Origin of the sequence: Campylobacter showae, from assembly GCF_900699785.1 — a bacterium.
GTDB lineage: Bacteria > Campylobacterota > Campylobacteria > Campylobacterales > Campylobacteraceae > Campylobacter_A > Campylobacter_A showae_D.
This window is the reverse complement of sequence record NZ_LR535679.1, coordinates 893461-912338: the sequence shown is the minus strand read 5'-3', so window position 1 is coordinate 912338 and position 18878 is coordinate 893461. Positions and strand designations below refer to the sequence as shown.

21 protein-coding genes are annotated in these 18878 nt (G+C 47.2%); 9 read left to right on the top strand and 12 right to left on the bottom strand.

All coding sequences use genetic code 11. From position 1 onward, the window contains the following. Position 1: 1 nt before the first annotated feature. The 3 genes from E4V70_RS04505 to E4V70_RS04495 all read right to left on the bottom strand — a co-directional run bounded on the left by E4V70_RS04505 (position 2) and on the right by E4V70_RS04495 (position 1166). A complete protein-coding gene (locus tag E4V70_RS04505; RefSeq protein ID WP_122863181.1) occupies positions 2-358 on the bottom strand; it encodes a YceD family protein in 357 nt (118 codons plus the stop codon). Between the two features lie 14 nt (positions 359-372). Next, positions 373-786 (bottom strand): nucleoside-diphosphate kinase, encoded by a 414-nt coding sequence (gene ndk / locus E4V70_RS04500; RefSeq protein WP_122863180.1) that lies wholly within the window; start codon positions 784-786, stop codon positions 373-375. Positions 787-881: 95 nt separating this feature from the next. Beyond that, entirely contained in the window at positions 882-1166 is a 285-nt protein-coding gene (locus tag E4V70_RS04495; RefSeq protein ID WP_122863179.1) for a 4Fe-4S binding protein, read from the bottom strand. Positions 1167-1330: 164 nt separating this feature from the next. Here E4V70_RS04495 and E4V70_RS04490 point away from each other — a divergent pair, with 164 nt between their 5' ends. From E4V70_RS04490 to E4V70_RS04450, 9 genes are all read left to right on the top strand, one after another. Beyond that, positions 1331-1930: a peroxiredoxin gene (locus E4V70_RS04490; protein ID WP_122863178.1), complete on the top strand. Its 600-nt coding sequence runs from the start codon at positions 1331-1333 to the stop codon at positions 1928-1930. A gap of 157 nt (positions 1931-2087) precedes the next feature. Then, positions 2088-2810 carry a PilZ domain-containing protein gene (locus E4V70_RS04485; RefSeq protein ID WP_122863177.1) on the top strand — a complete coding sequence of 241 codons (723 nt, stop codon included), beginning with the start codon at positions 2088-2090 and terminating at the stop codon, positions 2808-2810. A 141-nt stretch (positions 2811-2951) separates the two neighbouring features. Then, a complete protein-coding gene (locus E4V70_RS04480; protein ID WP_122863176.1) occupies positions 2952-5261 on the top strand; it encodes an ATP-binding protein in 2310 nt (769 codons plus the stop codon). After that, a complete protein-coding gene (locus E4V70_RS04475; protein WP_134482480.1) occupies positions 5252-5458 on the top strand; it encodes a hypothetical protein in 207 nt (68 codons plus the stop codon). The genes E4V70_RS04480 and E4V70_RS04475 overlap by 10 nt, the downstream gene beginning before the upstream one ends. A 629-nt stretch (positions 5459-6087) precedes the next feature. Then, positions 6088-6702 carry a glycerol-3-phosphate 1-O-acyltransferase PlsY gene (gene plsY / locus E4V70_RS04470; RefSeq protein ID WP_122863175.1) on the top strand — a complete coding sequence of 205 codons (615 nt, stop codon included), beginning with the start codon at positions 6088-6090 and terminating at the stop codon, positions 6700-6702. Beyond that, complete coding sequence (locus E4V70_RS04465; protein ID WP_122863174.1) at positions 6699-7013, top strand: dihydroneopterin aldolase; 315 nt, start codon at positions 6699-6701, stop codon at positions 7011-7013. The genes plsY and E4V70_RS04465 overlap by 4 nt, the downstream gene beginning before the upstream one ends. A gap of 73 nt (positions 7014-7086) precedes the next feature. Next, positions 7087-7758 (top strand): homeostatic response regulator transcription factor HsrA, encoded by a 672-nt coding sequence (gene hsrA / locus E4V70_RS04460; protein WP_002947350.1) that lies wholly within the window; start codon positions 7087-7089, stop codon positions 7756-7758. A gap of 38 nt (positions 7759-7796) precedes the next feature. Continuing rightward, on the top strand, positions 7797-9026 hold the full coding sequence (locus tag E4V70_RS04455) for a sensor histidine kinase (protein ID WP_122863173.1): 1230 nt from the start codon (positions 7797-7799) through the stop codon (positions 9024-9026). Beyond that, a complete protein-coding gene (locus E4V70_RS04450) occupies positions 9027-10475 on the top strand; it encodes a Ppx/GppA phosphatase family protein (protein ID WP_122863172.1) in 1449 nt (482 codons plus the stop codon). A gap of 81 nt (positions 10476-10556) precedes the next feature. Here E4V70_RS04450 and E4V70_RS04445 read toward each other — a convergent pair whose 3' ends face one another. From E4V70_RS04445 to E4V70_RS04405, 9 genes are all read right to left on the bottom strand, one after another. Beyond that, entirely contained in the window at positions 10557-11495 is a 939-nt protein-coding gene (locus E4V70_RS04445) for an excinuclease ABC subunit A (protein WP_122863171.1), read from the bottom strand. Beyond that, positions 11492-11788 (bottom strand): flagellar motor switch protein FliN, encoded by a 297-nt coding sequence (fliN, locus tag E4V70_RS04440; protein WP_034957998.1) that lies wholly within the window; start codon positions 11786-11788, stop codon positions 11492-11494. Before fliN ends, E4V70_RS04445 begins: the two co-directional genes overlap by 4 nt. A 56-nt stretch (positions 11789-11844) precedes the next feature. Continuing rightward, on the bottom strand, positions 11845-12258 hold the full coding sequence (locus tag E4V70_RS04435) for a chemotaxis protein CheX (RefSeq protein WP_122863456.1): 414 nt from the start codon (positions 12256-12258) through the stop codon (positions 11845-11847). Positions 12259-12323: 65 nt separating this feature from the next. Continuing rightward, positions 12324-13073, bottom strand: coding sequence for a tryptophan synthase subunit alpha (gene trpA / locus E4V70_RS04430; protein ID WP_122863170.1), 750 nt, complete (start codon positions 13071-13073; stop codon positions 12324-12326). Continuing rightward, a complete protein-coding gene (gene trpB, locus E4V70_RS04425; protein ID WP_122863169.1) occupies positions 13066-14247 on the bottom strand; it encodes a tryptophan synthase subunit beta in 1182 nt (393 codons plus the stop codon). Before trpB ends, trpA begins: the two co-directional genes overlap by 8 nt. A gap of 175 nt (positions 14248-14422) precedes the next feature. Further along, positions 14423-15022, bottom strand: a complete 600-nt coding sequence (locus E4V70_RS04420) for a phosphoribosylanthranilate isomerase (RefSeq protein WP_122863168.1) — start codon at positions 15020-15022, stop codon at positions 14423-14425. Beyond that, entirely contained in the window at positions 15019-16632 is a 1614-nt protein-coding gene (gene trpD / locus E4V70_RS04415) for an anthranilate phosphoribosyltransferase (protein ID WP_122863167.1), read from the bottom strand. Before trpD ends, E4V70_RS04420 begins: the two co-directional genes overlap by 4 nt. A gap of 387 nt (positions 16633-17019) precedes the next feature. Next, positions 17020-18396, bottom strand: a complete 1377-nt coding sequence (locus tag E4V70_RS04410; RefSeq protein WP_122863455.1) for an anthranilate synthase component I family protein — start codon at positions 18394-18396, stop codon at positions 17020-17022. 48 nt (positions 18397-18444) lie between these two features. Beyond that, complete coding sequence (locus E4V70_RS04405; protein WP_122863454.1) at positions 18445-18873, bottom strand: DUF302 domain-containing protein; 429 nt, start codon at positions 18871-18873, stop codon at positions 18445-18447. Positions 18874-18878: the final 5 nt, after the last annotated feature.

Below are 18878 nucleotides of genomic sequence, written 5' to 3'. Positions count from 1 at the left end.
TTTATAGATTTTTACATTTTTCACAATAAAAATAATCGCTCTTAAAAGCTTCTATTTCGCTTGTTAATACTTCTTCTAAATTTATAAAACCGTCGAAAAACTCTACTACATCGTCGAGATTTTCTTCTTTGTCTTTATAAATTCCGTCGCTTAATATCAAATTTACATCTTCATCAAGCTTCAAATTTATATCTTCTCCGCATCGGTCGCAGTTGTGAGCTATCTCGCCTACGATCTTGCCTTTGCAACTGACTAAATTCTGGTTTATTCTTTTGAGTTCGCCGTTAAAATTCAGCCCGTCCGAGTTTAACTCGAACGGCATTTGGTTATTTGCGATTTTGGCGAAAGATATTTTCAAAATTTAACCTAAAATTAGCAAATTTCTCTTGTTGCAAAGAAAAACGCAATCTCATTTTTAGCGTTTTCTAGGCTGTCGCTGCCGTGAACGGCGTTTGCGTCTATACTCTCGGCAAAGTCGGCTCTAATTGTACCGGGCTTTGCTTCTTTTGGATTAGTTGCGCCCATTAGATCGCGGTTTTTAGCTACCGCATCGTCGCCCTCAAGAACCATAACTACGACCGGTCCGCTGACCATAAAATCAACCAAATCGTTGAAGAAAGGTCTGTCTTTGTGAACTGCGTAGAAAGCTTTTGCGTCGCATTTGCTTAGTTTGACTTTTTTCATAGCGGCGATTCTTAGTCCGTTGCTTTCGAATCTATCCACGATTTTTCCGATAACGCCCTTTTTTACGGCATCAGGCTTAATAATAGAAAGCGTTTGCTGCATAAAATTTCCTTTTTGTGGTTTTTATAAGGCGGTGATTATATCAAAAAAAAATTAAATTTCAAAATAAGCCCCGCAAAAGGGCTTAGATCCGTAGCTTACGAGATGACGGCAGTTTCGCCTGTTCTCATATCGGCGGTTATCTCGGTGCGAGAAGGCTGTCCTGCAAAAGGAGCGTCCCAAACGATGCAACCGTCAGTCGGACAGACTGAGGCGCATGCAGGCTCGTCGTTAAATCCTACGCACTCGACGCATTTATCGGCATAGACATAGTATGCGTCCTTGCCGGTCGGGTTATCTGCGTCGTCTACGATAGCGCTCGTCGGGCACTCGTCGATGCATGAGCCGCAGCTGATGCAAATGTCTGTTATTTTTACTGCCATTTTTTATCCTTTTTGGTCAAATTTTTCGCAAGAATATCAAAAACTAAGTAAATTTGATATTAAATTTTTGCGTTAAATTTTAAAACGAAAACGTAAATTTTTAGCTCTTTTTAATTTTTAGATGATATAATTTCGCTACAAATAAAAATTATTAAGGAGAAAAAATGTTAGTAACAAAAAAAGCACCTGATTTTACAGCTGCAGCGGTTTTAGGAAGCAATCAGATCGTAAATGATTTCAACCTATATAAAAATATCGGCGAGAAGGGCGCGGTAGTATTTTTCTACCCTATGGACTTTACTTTCGTTTGCCCTAGCGAGATTATCGCGTTTGATAAAAGATACGACGAATTTAAAGCTCGCGGTATCGAAGTTATCGGCGTTTCAACGGACAACCAATTCTCTCACTTCGCATGGAAAGAAACTCCGGTAAACAAAGGCGGCATCGGCCAAGTTCGCTACCCGTTAGTAGCCGATATGACGAAGTCTATCGCTCGCGGTTTTGACGTACTTTTAGAGGATGCGGGCGTCGCTCTTCGCGGTAGCTTCTTACTTGATAAAGACGGCACCGTTCGCCACGCGGTTATCAACGACCTTCCGCTTGGAAGAAACATCGACGAGATGATAAGAATGGTCGATACGATGCTATTTACGAACGAGCACGGAGAGGTTTGCCCTGCAGGTTGGAACAAAGGCGATAAAGGTATGAAAGCCGATACAGCAGGCGTCGCAGACTACCTATCTCACAACGCAGACAAACTATAATCATCCAAATTTAAGGGCGAGCTCTCGCCCTTTTCTCCCTCTTTTTACTCACTTCACAAAATTTTTAACGAAATACGCAAAAAATTTAAACTAAAAACAAAATAAATTTACTATAATAGAGGCAATTTCTAAAATCTCGCAGAAGGGAAACCTCTAAATGATCAACACTGATAACAGCGGTTCTATGATCTTAGAAGGCGCTATTAGCGTATTTTCAAGGGCTCTAAAAGACAATCATCAAATTCATTTTTTAAATTTATACAACGGCGTAAAGGTTGAGTGTCAAGGTAGCGTGATAGCCGTCGAGGATGAGACCGTGGTTTGCAAGGTAACGCTAGAGCAAATTTTAGCCATGAAAGAGGAAAAAAACGCCTACATCGTGCGCGACGAGTATTTTGCCGAAAATTTAAGAGCCGATATCGCGGGATTTGATTTGTCAAATTTGACCGTGACGCTTAGAGATTTTATCTACATGCACAACCTGCATGCAAATTTGCGAAAATATCAACGCGTCTATCCAAACCGCTATACCAAGGTCTCTCTTGCTCAAAACGGCAGCGCAGTGCAGGGGAATTTATACGATATCTCCGAGGGTGGACTCGGCGTCGTTAGCGCCGATGACGGAGAGTTTAGGGACGGCGAGCAGGTAAATGCTAAATTTGAACTCGGACTTTCCGACTGCGAAAACGGATCTTGCGAAAAAGTGGATGTCGATATCGATCTAAAGCTAGTTACGGCGCTAAAATACAAAGGCGCTATGAGATACTGCTGCCAAGTGATGAACAAGCAAAACGCGCATCAAAATATCGTAAAATTTACCGACAAGCGTGTAAAAGAAACCCTCGAAGAGCTCAAAGAGCAGCTAAAAACTTACCAATAAATTTAACGCAAAATTAAAAGGCGAGCCTCGCGCTTGCCTTATTTTAATTCTACCCGCCTCGCTTTCAAATTTATCCTCCCGGCTTCACCCGAAATTTAATCAAAAATCAGTAAAATAGCCCAAAATTTACAAGGAAATTTTATGAAAACCATCCAAGAAAATTTAAAGCTATTTTACGTCGGCCTCAAAAACAAAGAGCCGTTTTTTTACAAAAACAAGGACCTCACGACGCACGCAGCCATCATCGGAATGACCGGTAGCGGTAAAACGGGCCTTGGTATCAGCATCCTAGAAGAAGCCTGCATCGATAATATCCCGACCTTTATAATCGACCCAAAAGGCGATATGACCAACCTCGCCTTAGCGTTCCCGCAGATGAGCGCGCAGGATTTTGCGCCCTACGTCGATGAAAACGAAGCGCAAAACAAGGGCATGAGCGCGGATGAGTTTGCCGCTAGCGAAGCGCAGACGTGGAAAAACGGTATCGAGGGCTCGTTTCAGAGCTTGGAGCGCGTAGGGCTTTTTAAAGATAGCGCCGAGCTAAAAATTTACACGCCAAAGAGCAGTAGCGGCGTCGGCGTGGCGCTGCTGGGCGATTTTGCGCGCCCGAATTTAGATGCAGGCAGCGAGGAGTTTAGCGAGTACGTAGGCTCTCTGGCTAGCTCCGTGCTCTCGCTCGTTGGCATAGAAAACGACGTAAACTCAAAAGAACACCTGCTCATCTCAAACATTTTTATCGATAAATTTGGCCAGGGCGCGGACGTGAGCCTAGAGGAGCTCATCGGCTTTATCGCGACGCCTCCGTTTGCTAAGATCGGCGTATTTGACGTGGAGAAATTTTATCCAAGCTCCGATCGCATGAAACTAGCGGTTAAGATCAACACGTTGCTAGCAAGCCCTGACTTTCGCGCGTGGCTGAGCGGCGAGCGGCTAGACATCTCAAAGATGCTTTTTAACGCAAACGGCAAGGCAAAGTGCAATATCTTTACCATCTCGCACCTAAAAGACAGCGAGAGGATGTTTTTCGTGACGCTGCTGCTAAACGAGATCATCGCGTGGATGCGCAAGACCGAGGGTACGAGCTCGCTTCGCGCCGTGCTTTATATGGACGAGATTTTCGGATTTTTCCCGCCAAACGGCAATCCGCCGTCTAAAACCCCGATGCTTACGCTACTAAAGCAAGCCCGCGCACACGGCCTTGGCGTGATACTTAGCACTCAAAACCCGGTCGACCTTGACTACAAAGGTCTTAGCAACATCGGCACGTGGTTCATCGGGCGCTTGCAAACCGCGCAGGACAAAGCGCGCGTGATCGACGGTATGACGGGACTCGCGGGCTCTGCGATGGATAAGGGCGAGATAGAAAATCTCATCTCAAATTTGCAAAAGCGCAACTTCCTACTAAAAAACATCCACGAGGACGGGCTGTCCGTCATCTCGACGCGCTGGGCTCTGAGCTACCTAAAAGGACCGCTTAGCCGAGAGCAGATTTCAAATTTGATGAAAGAGCAAAAGAGCGGGTCAAATTTGGGCGGATCAAGCTCGGCAAAAAGCTTAAATTTCGCCGCCAAGCCGGTGCTGTCGCCGGACATCGCTCAGCTTTACGCCGCAAGCTCGAATTTACACGAGGGCGGCGAGCTGGAGGGGTATCTTTACGGCGAAGCCAAAGTGCGATTTTACGACGCTAAAAAGGGGCTTGACGAGGTGCGCGAGGTAAATTTCACGCTAAGGCTGGATGAAGCTCAAAAAAGCGCCGACTGGAGCGAAGCTAGCGAAAATATGCATTTTGTTGCGGTTACAGAGCCGAATTTCAAGCTCTCGTACGCGCCGCTGCCAGGCTTTGTCGCCGGAGCTAAAAATTTCAAAGATCTAACTAAAAATTTCAAAGAATTTATCTATAGAAACTACAAACTTAGGCTCTTTAGCGCGCTAAATTTAAGCTCGGCGCCGGGCGAGAGCAAGGAGGAGTTTTACGTGCGTTTGGCCGATAAATGCAACGAAATTTTAGAGGCGCAAACGGCCAAGCTCACGGCGGAATTCGACAAACAAAAAGCGCGCCTAGAGGAGAAACTAAACCGCTCGGTGGCAAAGCTGGAAAAAGAGCAGCGGGACTTTAAAAGCAAGGGGATCGAGACTGCGATCTCGGTGGGAGCTAGCATTTTGGGCGCGATATTTGGCAAGGGGCTGCTAAGTAGCGGCAACATCGGTAAGGTCGCGATCTCCGCGCGCTCGGCAAACAGCGTGCTAAAAGAGCGCAGCGACGTCAAACTAAGCGAGCAAGAAGTCGCCCAGCTAAACGCGCAGATCGAGGAGCTGATGGCGAAATTTGAAGAAGACGCGAGCGCGCTAAAAGCCAAAAACGACGCGCAAAACATAGAAGTGACGGAGGTGGAGGTGGGGCCGAAGAGTAGTGATATTTATGACGAAAAGCTATATCTTCTTTGGAAATAAATTTAACGGCTTGTCTTTTTGCCCTATACTTCGTTACTTTTAAATTTGGCTCGGTCATTACCGACGAGGTAACTCCCGTCGCCAAATTTAAAAGCGCCTCGTCTAGAACAAAAATACTTCGCCTTATCGTTTTACGCTCAAATTTGAAGTCAAATTTGCAAAATTTACCCACCGAGACCCGCACCCTAAAAACGTAAATTTAAAATTTGTAGCGCGATAGCGCCGGATAAAACTGCGCATAGCGCAGCAACATCTCACGTGCAGTGGGGTTGGTGGGGGTTTGGGGGCGGAAGGGGCGACGCTTCGTAAGCAGAAACCCCTTCCGCCACCCAAGAAAAAACAAAAGTTTAATATGAAAGGAAGCTCTTTTGTATCGCTGCGAGCCACAGGCGAAGTAAAACCCTTTCCTCTCCCAAGAAAAAGAGAAAGGTGGATACAAAAGGAGTTTTTTGTTTAGCTTCGCTGTTCGCTATCGTCGCTTTGCTCTGCCAAAGCAGTTTGCAAGCAAGAAGAGACCGCTACGCTCGCAACTGCTTCCCCAAAAGCTGCGAACGCAAAGCGTGAAGCAGAGCAGAGCGTAATTCAAGCCCCCACCCCCCCCTTTTTTTTACAACAAAGCAAAAAACAACCTCAAACGGTTGTTTTTTGCGCAAAGAAGCTTGGCTCGAAACACCAAATTTTGACTAAATCAAATTTAGCATCTTAAAGTTGCGGGTTTACTCAAGTGAAATTTACAAATTTACCGCCCTTTAAAACGACCGATTTATCAAAAAATCAGCCGAATTTAATTAATATTGCGAGATCGAAACAAAAATCAGGATAAAAAATGAACGAAAATTTGATAGCTTACGCCGCGGCGTATCTGCTAGGCGGTATCCCCTCGGGCGTGATTTTGGCTTATATCTTCGGCGGAGTGAACATCAGAAGCGAAGGTAGCGGCAGCATCGGCGCGACCAACGTCTTGCGCGTGCTAAAGCAAAAAGATCCCAAACTCGCTAAAAAGATCGCGATTTTGACCGTAGTTTGCGACGTTTTAAAGGGCGTATTGCCGATACTAATCGCGAAATTTTTAGGCCTAGCTCCAGCGACGCTTTGGGCGATGGCGGTACTTTCGGTGCTCGGACACTGCTATTCGCCGTTTTTAAAATTTGAAGGCGGTAAGGGCATAGCCACAGGCGCGGGCGTTTTGGCGGTCTTTTTACCGCTTGAGATCGCTATCGCGCTTGGGGTTTGGTTTGTCGTCGGCAAACTGCTTAAAATCTCATCGCTTGCCTCGCTAGCCGCGCTTGCGGCGTTTATCGTAGCGACTTTTGCGTTGCAGCCGCAGATTCCCGACATCGACTCCTATGCACCGATATTTTTGATCGCGTTTTTGGTCGTTTATAAGCACCTGCCAAACATCAAACGCCTGATAACCGGGCAAGAAAAGCGCGTCATTTGACGACGATTATCAGAGATTACGAATTTAGCACGATCATCGGGCTGCTTGATTTCGAGCGCGTGACTCCGCAGAAGGTAAGAGTGAGCGCGGAATTTGAAAGCGGCGAGTTTATAGACTACGTGGAAATGATAAATTTGATCGAGGAAATTTACGCGCTGGAGAAATTTGGCACCGTGGAGAGCTCGCTTGAAATTTGCGCGAAAAAGTTGAAGGAAAAATTTAGCTCGCTTAGCTTTTTAAAAATGGAAATTTTAAAAATCGAGATCGTCAAAAATGCGACGGTTGGCGCAAGAGCTGAGTTTAAATATTAAATTTTTTTTAAAGTATCTTGAAATCTTGCTTAATTTATGCTACAATCCCATCAAATTTCACTGAAGGGAAAAAATGAGAATTTTAATAGTTGAAGATGAGGTAACTCTAAACAAAACCATCGCCGAGGGCTTGCAAGAGTTCGGCTATCAGACCGACAGCTCGGAGAATTTCAAGGATGCCGAATACTACATCGGTATTAGAAATTACGACTTGGTTTTGACTGACTGGATGCTTCCGGACGGCGACGGCGTGGATCTGATCAACATCATCAAACACAAATCTCCGCGCACCGCAGTAGTCGTGCTATCTGCTAAAGACGATAAAGATAGCGAAGTTAAGGCATTTAGAGCTGGTGCGGACGACTATATCAAAAAGCCGTTTGATTTCGACGTTTTGGTAGCTAGAATAGAAGCAAGACTGCGCTTCGGCGGTACGAACGTTATCAAAATAGACGACCTTATCATCGATCCGGACGAGGAGAAAATCACCTATCTAGGTCAAGATATCGAGCTAAAAGGCAAACCGTTTGAGGTGCTAACTCACCTTGCGCGCCACAGCGATCAAATCGTCAGCAAAGAGCAACTACTAGACGCGATCTGGGAGGAGCCTGAGCTCGTAACTCCAAACGTAATCGAAGTAGCAATCAATCAAATCCGCCAAAAAATGGATAAACCGTTAAACATCTCGACTATCGAGACGGTCAGAAGACGCGGGTATAGGTTTTGCTTTCCCAAAAAAGCCTAAGATTTAGGTTTATAGTGCAATTAGCATCGGCTTCTACGATGCTAATTCTCATCATCTCCGTTCTTTTATATCAGTATATCAAGGTTACGATATACGAGGGTATCTCGCAATCGCTCGCATACGAAGCTAAAATTTTATCCACGAGCGCAAATTTATCTAAAGTACAAAAACCGTTTGAATACTTCACGCTAAACGATAGTCCCACGAGGGCAAAGCTCGTCGAGGGCAAGACCGTATCGCCTTATTTTGTCACGGAAAAGCTCGGGCAAAAGACCTATTTGACGTTATTTTACCCGTATATGGACGATATCAGCGTAGCGCTAACTAAAGAAACCACCCATCAAAGCAAGCTTATAGATCAAATTTTAATCGACATCATCATGGTAAACGCCACGTCGATACTTTTAGTCATTTTTTACGTGCTATTTTTATCGCGGATGCTGCTTGTGCCGATTAAAATTTTAAGCAGAAAAATGACAAATTTAAACGAGAGATTTTTGCAGGCGGTGAGCCTTGACGAGTTACCGCCCGAGTTTAAACCGCTAGGCAAAAGTCTAAACCGCCTAATCGAGCGAATTCAGACCTTTGTGCTTTATCAAAAAGAACTTTTCGTTGGCGTCGCTCACGAGCTAAAAACGCCGCTTGCTGTAATGAAAACCAAAAACGAAGTCACGCTAATAAAGCCGCGCGAGAGCGAAAAATATATCGAAGTGCTAAAAAACAATAACGAAGCCATCAATCAGATGAACAAAATGATAAGCTCGATCCTAGAGATCGGGCGGCAGGAGGGCGCGCAGTTTGAGGAGGCCGTGCGCATCGATATCATCGAGTTTTTAAATCAATCTGCGAATAATTTTAAAATTTTAGCTCGCGGCGAAGGCAAGGATATTGCGACCGATTTTGCGCCGAGTAGTCTTGAGATGACGCTGCAAACGACGCTTTTAACGCACGTTATCCAAAATTTCGTCCAAAATGCGATCAAATTTTCTCCTCGCGGCGCCGTGATCACGCTACGCTCGCGCCTTAGCGAAAACGAATTTATTATCGAGGTCGTAGATGAGGGCTGCGGCATCGACGAGAGCAAGGACCTTTTTGCGCCGTTTAAGCGTTTCGGCGATAAGGGCGGAGCGGGACTCGGGCTATTTCTAGCCAAGGGCGCGGCTCAGGCTCTTGGCGGCTCGGTGTCTATCAAAAACCGCACCGACGGGCACAGCGGCGCGATCTCGACCCTTACTTTAGCGATAAATAAAAATAATAAAGGCAAATAAATGGCAAAACGAACCGCCGTCATAGATCTAGGCTCAAATTCGATGCGAATGGCGATTTTTGAGAAGACTTCGCGCTACGCATTTCACATCATCGGCGAATTTAAGATGAAGGTGCGCCTGGGCGAGGGCGCGTACGAGCACGGCGGCGAGATCGCCCAAAGGTCGATGCAAAAGGCCTGCGAGGCGCTTAGCGAGTTTAAAAATATTGCACAAAACTACAAATGCTCGAAAATTTTTGCCATGGGCACCTCGGCTCTGCGCGACGCTCCGAATGCCGGCCTGCTCATAAGCATGGCGCGCAAGGAGCTCGGGATAAATTTAAAAGTCGTTAGCGGCAAGGACGAGGCGACGTTTGGCGGCGTGGCGGCGTTAAATTTACTCGAGCCGCTAGAGGAGTTCGTGACGCTTGATATCGGCGGGGGCTCTGCGGAGCTAGCGCTTGTTAGCGGTGGCAAGATAGTAGACGCCGTGTCGTTAAATTTAGGTACGGTGCGGCTAAAGGAGCTATTTTTCGATAAGAAAAATTTAAACGCCGCAGCGCCTTTTATCAAAGAGGCGTTTAAAAGTTTACCTAAAAATTTTAAAAGCAAAAACCTAGTCGCTATCGGCGGTAGCCTGCGCGCGATATCTTCGGCTATCATGTCGGCGCAAGACTATCCGCTAAAAACTGTGCACAACTTTGCCTACAAATTTCAAAACCACAAAAACTTCATCGAAAATTTAGCTCGGGCGAGCGTGTTAGAACTTGGAAAATTCGGTATCAAAAAGGACCGATTCGACACGATTAGAGAGGGCGCACTTATATTTTTAGGCGCGGTGGACGCTGTCGGCGCGCAAAACATCTATACTAGCGGCGCGGGCTTTAGAGAGGGCGTATTTTTGAGCGATATCTTGCGCCCGACGCGCAAATTTTCGCCAAATTTTAATCCGAGCGTGAGGAGCTTGCAGGATAGATTTTTGCTAGACGATAACAAAACTATCGTAAAATACGCAAAAGACCTCTTTGCCGCGCTAGAGCCGCTGCACGGGCTTGATGGGCGCTACGAGAGCGAGCTAGCCGTGGCTGCGAGGCTACACAGCGTGGCACAGTGCTTGGGATTTTACGGCGAGCATGCTAGCTCGGCGTTTTTTGTGTTAAATGCCCTAAACTACGGCTTTTCGCATGCGCAAAAATGCCTTATCGCTGCGATCATCGCGCAAAACGGCAAAAAAAGTTCGAGCGAATTTGAGCGATTTAAAAACCTGCTACCTAGCGAAGAGGTCGTGCGCTGGCTGAGTTTTATCCTTGCGCTTGCTAAAAATCTCGATGCAAACTGCGCGCATAAGAAGCTGGAGTTTGAGTTTATTAACCATACTTTGCAAATTTACGGCGCTAAGGAGCTGTTTATGGCGAAGGAAAATATCAAAAAGATGACCAAGCCGGATACTTTTGCGATCTGTTTTGCGTGAAATTTGGTGGAGAGATTTGATGAAATTTGCGGTAAATTTCATCAAATTTTATAAAATTAGTTTTTACTAGGCGCCAGACGATTAGTCTATACTCGCCTTATCCTTGTATGCGTCCAGCGTTTGGCGATTTTCGATGTAGGCGTTTAGTTTTTTTTGATTTTCTTCAAAAAAACTCTGAAAATCTTGCTCGCTCGTCATCTTTTCTTCGCCGAATTTGTCCAAAAGCACGTTTGACGTGCCTGTTAGCACGAGATAGCGTCTATCAAGGTGCTGAAAAAGCACGACTTTATTCGTATCATCAAGCGGTTTTTCATAGATTATCTCCACGCCATCGTCGCTTTTTACCTTTTCAAACCAACCGTTTTCGCGCTTTGTTTTTATCGTTTTTTGCTTATTTTTTAGCTTTGCCTTGACGAACAAAAGCACGACTAAAAGTAGCGCCAAAACGCCCAAAACCGAGTAATATCTATAATCGATCATGTCGCTCATGCCCTGCGTCATAAAATTTACGTCGCCGTTTTGCGCACCTAAATTTAGGCCTGCGCCTTGAGCGGGAGAGGTTAAATTTGATGCATTTTGATCGCTGGATAAATTCGTTGTTTCGGTTATATTTTCTCTGGTTTCTTGCGGTGATAGCGCGGTCGCAGCGGCTGAGTTTGCCGCATTTTCAGGAGTCACGCGTATACGCAGGCCAAAGCCGTCGGTGGTTTTTGACGCGCTAACGGCTACTTGCGCGTCGCTTTTTATCACGAGGGCTAAATTTTGACCCCTGGGTTCAAACAAAAGTTCTTGCAGTATGCTTGAGTTTACGCTTTTTTCGATATTTTGATCGTTTTGCAGGTCTTTAAAAAGCAGGGTTATCGCGCCGTCTTTGCGCTCTTGCAGGATCGCTCCGCTATAAGGCGCGTCAAAACTAAGCATAATATCGACGCGGTCGCTACGCTCGTAAATGTTGTAAGTAGATAAATTTGACCCCCAAAGCGCGGCGAAAAACAGTAAAAGCGCGGCGAAAATCCTCATAACTGCTCTCGTTTAAAGTACTGGATGACGGATTTTGAGTCTAGGATTTCATTTATCCTGATGGCGAGGTTTTTTTCGTAAACCATCACTTCGCCCTTGCCGAAAATTCGGTTGTTTATAAAAAGCTCCACGCTCTCGCCGGCAGGCTTTTCTAGGTCGATTACAGAGCCAACTTCGAGCTTTAAAAGCTGCTTTACGCTAATAGTCGTGGTGCCGAGCTCCGAGATAAAATCCACTCCGATATCCATCAGCTCGTCGTAGCTTTTAAAAAGCCCGCCGCGCTCTTGCAACATCTCCTGAATCCCTTGCGGCGCCGTTTCTACGGCGGTTAGTTCTTGTAGTTCTTCGCTCATGCTTTTTTGTACCCTACTTGAAATGTTCTATTTTTGATTTTATAGACGCGTTTATCGTCTAGTTTGACGTGAAAGCTCGTTCTGCCTAGATACTCCGGAGTGCCTAGTTTATAGGCGTTTGCTTCGCGTTCATTTAGTAGATTTTTGGCGTAACCGATTGCGAGATTTGCTACTTCTTTACAGATGTCGCTTAGCTCGTCTTCGGCTAGCTTATCGACGCCAAGAAGCACGCTGGCAAAGCGATTTAGCGTATCTTTTTTAAAATAAAGATAAAAGTGAAACTCCTCTTTGCCCTTAAAAATCGGCAAGCTTGAGCCGTAAAATTCGCCCTCCGCGCTTTTTGCGCTCTCTACCTTGTAGCCCAGAGTATCCTCGCACAGATGCTTGATCCCAAGCTCCGCAACGTCCATCATCGCGTCGTCCTTTAAACGAAATTTTTTGATTATACTTAAATTTAACGCAAACGCGGCTAAATTTAAAAAAGTTTATTGATTTGCTTTATCAGCTCTTCGCCCTCAAATTTGGCCGTGAGCTTTACTATCTCGGTGCCGATTATCGCGCCGTCGGCATAGGTTTTTACCTCATCGGCGTCGTTTTTATTTTTCACGCCAAAGCCCACTGCGACAGGCAAATCGCTTCTTTTTTTTAGACCCTCTACGAGCGCTTTTAGCCTCTCCTCGCTGGCTCGCTGCGACCCGCTCACGCCGATAGCGCCGAGCGCATAGATAAAGCCCGAGCCGAATTTTAAAATTTTATCCGCTCTGTTTTGCGACGTGACGCTGATTAGCGGGATGAGATCAAGGTCAAATTTAGCGCACAGCTCCGCTACCTCCTCGCTCTCCTCAAACGGTAGATCAGGGATGATGAAGCCCGCGATACCGACCTCTTTTGAGCGGGCGATAAATCTCTCTACGCCGTAAGCAAACACGATGTTAAAATACACGAGAAAAACGATCGGTTTATTTATCTTGCCTTTGCACTCTTCAAGCATGGCAAATATCGCGCCTGTGTTTACACCCTTTGCGGCGGTTTCAAAGCTAGCCTGTGCGATGAGCTTACCGTCTGCGAGCGGATCGGAGTAGGGGATGCCAAGCTCTAGTAGATCCAGGCAGCTGCCGTCTAAATTTAATAAAAATTCCTTCGTCGCTTTGGCGCTAGGATATCCGGCCACGATGTAGCCTATGTTTGCTTTTTTGCCCGCGAACGCGTCTTTTACCTTAGCCATAAATTTTTCCTTTCTCGTAGCTCATCACGGTGTTTATGTCTTTGTCGCCGCGTCCCGAGACGTTTACGACGATGACGCTTTTTTTCGTCAAATTCGGACATAGTTTTTCTAGATACGCTAACGCGTGCGAGCTCTCGATCGCAGGGATGATGCCCTCTAGGCGGCTGGTTAGATATAGCGCGTTTATGCACTCGTCGTCGGTGACGCCGTAGTAGGCGGCTCGTTTGCTCTCGTGTAGGTGCGCGTGCTCGGGGCCTACGCCCGGATAATCGAGTCCCGCCGAGATACTATGTACCGGCTCGATCATGCCGTATTCGTCTTGCAAAACGATCGTTTTCATACCGTGGATGATGCCTGTGCGCCCCTTGGTTAGCGTTGCGGCGTGATACGGAGTGTGAGCGCCTAAGCCTGCGGCCTCGACTCCGATCAAATTTACGTCTGCGTCATCTAAAAACGCGCTAAAGATACCGATCGCGTTGCTGCCGCCGCCGACGCAGGCGATGACGTAGTCCGGATGCACGCCGTATTCTTTTAGCTGGGCCTTTGTCTCGCGACCGATGATACTCTGAAAGTCACGCACGATCCTAGGATACGGATGCGGGCCGACCGCTGAGCCGATGACGTAAAAGGCGCTTTCTATCTCGTTTACCCATGCTTGGATAGCTGCAGTGGTGGCTTCTTTTAGAGTTTTTAGACCCTCCTCTACGCTCACGACTCTGGCGCCTAAAAGCTGCATGCGAAATGCGTTTAGCTGCTGGCGCTCTACGTCGGTCGCGCCCATATATACGTCGCACTCAAGACCGAGCAATGCTGCTGCTGTCGCAGTCGCTACGCCGTGCTGACCCGCGCCCGTCTCGGCTAAGACTTTCTTTTTGCCCATTTTTTTGGCTAGAAGCGCCTGGGCTAGGGCGTTGTTTATCTTATGCGCGCCGGTGTGGTTTAGATCCTCGCGTTTGAGGTAAATTTCATGCCCGTAGTGCGAGCTAAGGCGTTTTGCGTGATATAGCGGGCTTGGGCGCCCGACGTAGTTTTTTAGTAAGTCGTCTAGCTCGGCCTCAAATTCAGCTGTTTTTACTATGCGCTCATATGCGGCCTCGAGCTCGTCTAGCGCGAACATCACGGTTTCTGGCACGAACTGTCCGCCGAATTTGCCGAAATATGCTTTAGTGTTCATCGGTATCCTTTAAATTTTCGTTCTATTTTAGCATTTTAAGTTTTTATTAGGCTTATTTTGTGTGCGATATAGCAGCGTTAGCCGGCAAGCGGGCAAAATGAGTAAATTTAAAACATGCGATATTATATTTAGGCAAGGCGGCAAAGGCATAAATTTGCCTTCGCCGCAAGCAAATTTATGCCTTTAAGAGCTCCAAAATTTTCTTTATTTTGATGGCCGATTTTATACCGTTTTCATCCTCGACTTTTGAGTTTAGATCGAGCACTCGCGGGTTAAATTTGATCGCCTCGCGCGCGTTATGTTCGCCGATACCGCCCGCCATGCCGAAGTCAAATTTGATCTCCCGCAAAATCTCCCAATCAAAGCTGATGCCGTTGCCGCCAGCATTTTGCCCCTTGCAGTCAAAAAGCGGCATATCGCAAAGCGCGGTATCGACGGCGGGCAGCACGTCTAGCACGCTATAAACGCGCCAAATCTCTAGCCCCATCGCCTTTAAATTTGCGTACAAATTTGGGCTAACCTTGCCGTGGATCTGTGCCGCGTCAAGTGGGACAAATTCGCAGATTTCCATTATCTCGCAGTCGCTTTGCCCCGCAAAAACTCCGACGCATTTTTTACCCGCCGCATACGCGATGTCCGCTATCTCGCGCGCCGTCTGTGCGCTTACTTGACGTTTGCTTTTAGCAAATATCGCGCCCAAAAAATCAACGTCCAAACTCGCCACGTCGCGCGCCTCCGCAGGCGTTTTGATACCGCAAATTTTAACCAGCGTCACGCTTCGCCTCGCACGTAGTCTTCAAAATAGCGATAAACTTTACCGCTTTTTATCGCGTCCAGGATGACCTCTTTTGCCTGCGCGGGGCTATCCGCGACGCCTGCCGCATAGAGCGCAAACATCGCGTTTAGCACGACGACGTCAAATTTCGGTCCGTCCAGCTCGCCTTTTAAAATTTGCTTTAAAATTTCGGCATTTTGCTCAGGCGTGCCGCCCTCGATCTCGCTGTGAAACGCCCGTCTGAAGCCAAACTGCTCGGGCGTGATGCTGTACTCGCTGACCTGACCGTCTCGTAGCTCCACGACGCGCGTCTCGTCACATAGGCTGATCTCGTCTAGTCCGTCCTCGCCGCGAACTACTAGCGCTCGCTCGCGTCCTAGTAGCTGTAGCGTCTCGGCATACAGGCGCAAAACGGGCTTATGATAGACGCCAACAAGCTGATTTTTGAGCGCCAAATTTGGATTTAGTAGCGGGCCTAGCACGTTAAAAACCGTGCGGATACCCAGGCGCTGACGTACTTCGCGCACCTCGCCCACTAGCGGGTGGAAAAACGGCGCGTGGAAAAAGGCTAAATTTTTGTCGTTTAGCAGCTCGCGTTGTCGCAGGAGCGAATTTGAGCTCTTAACGCCCAAAATTTCCAGCACGTCCGAGCTGCCTGATTTGCTAGAAACGGCTTTGTTTCCGTGCTTTGCGACTTTGACGCCAAGGCTTGCGAGGATAAACGCGACGGTCGTCGAGATATTTATCGTTTTAAAGCCGTCGCCGCCCGTGCCGCAAAGATCGATCATCGGCGAGGGATCGCGGTAGGTCTGCGAGTATTTTAGGATGTTTTTGGCGAGGCTTGCTAGGCTTTGCGGATAGAGGCTTTTTTCGCTGATTAGCACCAAAAGCGCTGCTAGCTGCGTGATTTCGTACTCTTTGCTCGCGATGATTTCGCAAATTTGCTCAAAGTCGCGGTCGTCCAAGCGCTCGTTTTCTTGTAGTTTGATTAGAAACGGCTTGAGCGGTCGGACTTTGGGCTCTTTGGCAACTTCGGCCGCAGGCACTGCTTCGTAGTTGATGAAATTTTCGATGATTTTTTTGCCGTACTGCGTGAAGTAGCTCTCGGGGTGAAACTGGATGCCGAAAATCGGCCTGTCTTTCACGCTAAGCGCCATCACTACGCCGTCATCGCTCACGGCTGTGGTCTCTAAATTTGACGGTAGCTCGTCTACGTAAAGCGAGTGGTAGCGCATAACCTCGAATTCATCGGGTAGCCCCGTAAATATCGGCTCTTTGCGACTAACTTTTATGAGCGAGGTTTTGCCGTGATAAGGCTTTTCTAGGCACTTGATCTTTGCACCGTGTACGAGCCCGATCGCTTGATGTCCGAGGCAGATGCCAAGGATCGGCGCGGCGATGTCGCTTCGCAAAATCTCTAAACAAATGCCGCTATCTTGCGGGTGTTTTGGGCCCGGGCTTAGCACGATTTTGCTAGGATTTAGCCTGCGAATTTCATCTAGCGTGATCTTGTCGTTGCGCACGCAGAGCACTTCTTCGGAAGTTAGTTCGCGTAGATACTGCTCCACGTTGAACACGAAGCTATCGTAGTTGTCGATCAATAAAATCAAATTTTCTCCTTTTTTGCGGCTTGTCTTTTTGCCCTATACTTCGTTGGATTTAAATTTTACTCGGTCACTACCGACAAGGTAGCTTCCGTCGTAAAATTTAAATCCGCCTCGCCTAGAACAAAAATACTTTGCCTTATCGTTTTGCGCTCAAATTTGAAGTCAAATTTGGCTAAATTTACAAATTTTACCCACCGAGACCCACACATTGAAAATGTAAATTTAAACTTGCGACGCTTTGCGCAAGCAAAGCAGTGTCGCCACCTTAAAGCGTCGTAGGGGGAGGGGGATTAAAGGGGGTGGGGAGCGACTTCGCAATTTAAGCCCCACCCCCTTTACAATAAAGTAAAAAACAACCTTAAACGGTTGTTTTTTACTCAAAGCCCAAATTTATATTTCTAAAATTTCCTTTGCGTTTTTTGCAAACACGTTTAGCACCGAGGCGCGTTTTTTGCAAATTTCTTTATATTCGTATTCAGGAATGCTATCGATCACGATGCCGGCTCCGGCCTGCACGAAAATTTCGGCAAAATTTCCTCCGAGATCTCCGCTTTTTAAATTTGACTCGTTTGCGCCGTCAAGGTGCGGGTCGTGCCCGCTAGCGTCAAATTTGCCGCCAAATTTGCGCGCAAATATCGCGCTTCTAATCAAAATCGCCATTTGCGCGTCGCCGTTAAAGTGGAAAAATCCGATGCCGCCGCCGTATGCGTTGCGCCTATACGACTCAAGCTCGGCGATGATCTCCATGGCGCGGATCTTGGGCGTACCACTGAGCGTGCCTGCGGGAAAGATGCTGCCGACCGCGTCAAATGCGTCCAGATCGTCCGCCTTCGCGCCGTAGACGTCGCTTACGATATGCATCACGCTCTCGTAGCGCACGATGCGCATGGCGTTTTTGACCGCGACGCTTTTTGGCTTGCTGACGCGGCCGATGTCGTTGCGAGCAAGGTCGATGAGCATTTTGTGCTCGGCTAGTTCCTTTTCATCGCTTAGTAGTTCGCGCTCGAGCGCAGCGTCCTGGGTTGCGTCCCTGCCGCGTCCGCGCGTGCCGGCTATGGGCGCGACGTAGATTTTGCCCTCTTTGATCTCGCAGACCAGCTCTGGGCTAGAGCCCACGACGTCGCCGTACGGGGTCGGAAAGTGAAACATATATGGGCTCGGATTTGCCTCGCTTAAGGCTCGGTAAAAATCCAAGTTATCCATATCCGAGGCTAGTTTTAGCTGCTCGCTTAGCACTACTTGAAAGACGTCGCCGCTTTTTAGGTACTCTTTGGCGCGTTCGGCGATCTTTAGAAAATGCTCTTTTTCGCCATCTAAATCGGTTAAAATTTTATATTTGTTCTGTCTTGTTGCGCGTTGTTCCTTGGCGGCTGCTTCGTCGTCTGCGCTAAATTTAACTAAAAAATCGTAATACCGCTCGCTATCGCCGTAAAAGCTGTAAATTTTGCTATTTTTATCAAAGTGCAGATAGGCTCGGGCGTTGGCGTAGAAAAAGTCCGGGAAATCGTACTGCGAGGCGTTAAATTCGGGGATTTTTTCAAAATATTTTATCCCGCCGTAGCCTAGCACCCCAAACAGTCCAGCAAAAGGCGCACCCGATTTTTGAGCTTTAAAATAGCTCTTAAGCCCCGCAAAATCGGTTTGCTCGCTGCTGATATACTCGCAGTCGATACCGACTATGGTCTGCGTCGTGTCCTCGGCGAGGTAGGAGTTAGCAAATCTCTCGCGGATCTTTTCGTAATAAAAAATTGGGCTCAAAAGTAGCATAAAATGTCCTTTAATGAGCGTAGATTATATAAAAATTAAGCTTAATTTTCATTTGACGGCGGCGTCAAAAAGCTCGTACTCTAGCCTTTGCGCCGCGTCTAGGGCTGGGCAGTCCGAGGCGCCGTATCTGGCCGCGACGCTTTTTATATCCTCAAAGCTCACGACTGTTTTGCCCTCTCTTTTTTGAAATAAAAACTTAAACGGAAGCTCCAGCGCTAGGCTAGGTTCGCATTCTATTAACGGTGCAAGTACGCCCGGCGCGCCGAAAATCACAGTGACCGACGGCGTCAAATTTACTCCCGTTTGCGCGGCGAAAACGTGATGTGACACTACGGCAAATTCGCTAACGTCTTTCATGTCAAGCAGTCTTTGAAATCTCTTAACCGCGGCTTCTAGCTCTAACTCGCTTTGACCTTCTGTGACGCTGGCAAAGGCCAAATTTAACCCCGCAAAAATCATCAAAATCAATCTTTTCAATAATT